This window comes from Teichococcus wenyumeiae (assembly GCF_003696345.1).
GTDB classification, from domain to species: Bacteria; Pseudomonadota; Alphaproteobacteria; order Acetobacterales; family Acetobacteraceae; genus Pseudoroseomonas; species Pseudoroseomonas wenyumeiae.
On record NZ_RFLX01000157.1, the window covers coordinates 1 to 1162 of the forward strand.

Sequence of the window (1162 nt, forward strand, 5' to 3'; positions counted from 1 at the left end):
TGCTGCCAGCGCAGTTCCGGGTGCTGGTCACCAGGCGGCCCAAGCTGGCCTGCCGCGCCTGTCCTGGCGTGGTGCTGCAGGCGTCCGCTCCAGAGCGGCTGGTGCCGGGCGGGCTGCCGACCGAGGCCACCGTCGCCCAGGTGCTGGTGGCCCGCTATGCCGACCACCTGCCGCTGTACCGCCAGGCGCAGATACGGGCGCGACAAGGGCTGACGCTGGGGCGGGAGGTGCTGGCCGACTGGCTCGGAACTGCCGCCCTGGAGATCCGGCCGGTGGTGCGCCGCCTGCGCGAGATCCTGCTTGCCTCGCCCCGGCTGTTCGCCGACGAGACCACCCTGCCGGTGCTCGACCCGGGACGTGGCAAGGTGAAGAAGGGGTATGCTGGGCCCTGGCGCGCGACGACCGGCCCTGGGGGCGGCACGGATCCCCCGGCCGTGGTGTTCCGCTACGCGCCCGGCCGCGGGCAGGAGCACGCTAAGGCGCTGCTGCAGGGCTACTGCGGCATTGTCCAATGCGATGGCTACGCCGCCTACAAGGCGCTGGCCGGAGATGTAACTCTGGCGTTCTGCTGGGCGCATGTGCGGCGCGGGTTCTTCGACCTGACCAAAGGCGGCGCGGCACCGATCGCTGCAGGGGCCCTGCAGCGGATCGCCGCCCTCTACGCCATCGAGACGGAGATTCGCAGCCGCCCTGCCATGGAGCGCCTGCCGGTGCGCCAGGCCTGCAGTCGGCCACTGGTGGCGGAGCTGTTCACCTGGCTCGGAGCTCAGCTCGCGCGCCTGCCGCGGAGCAGCCCGACGGCGGAGGCGATCCGCTATGCGCTGAACCACCAAAAGGGACTGGAGCAGTTCCTCAACGATGGCCGCATCGAGACCGACACCAATGTCGTGGAGCGGGCCATCCGTCCCATCTGCCTCAGCCGCAAGAACGCGTTGTTCGCCAGCGGCGACGATGGTGGCGCCCGCTGGGCCGCCATTGCCTCTCTGGTGGAGGCCTGCAAGCTCAACAACGTCGATCCGCAGCGCTACTTCACCGACCTGCTGACCCGGCTCGTCAACGGCTGGCCCAACAGCCGCATCGACGAACTTATGCCGTGGTGCTGGACCAAAGCCGACGATCAACCGTCAAGCGCTGCAGCGTAGGGCCTCCAGGCAGCGCTTAC

The 1162-nt window shown here is 70.0% G+C and carries 1 protein-coding gene; it reads left to right on the top strand.

Annotated features, from left to right (window positions below):
- Positions 1-1142, top strand: a 1142-nt coding sequence (gene tnpC / locus EBE87_RS28345) for an IS66 family transposase (protein WP_120641201.1), incomplete at its 5' end; no start/stop codon positions are given.
- Positions 1143-1162: the final 20 nt, after the last annotated feature.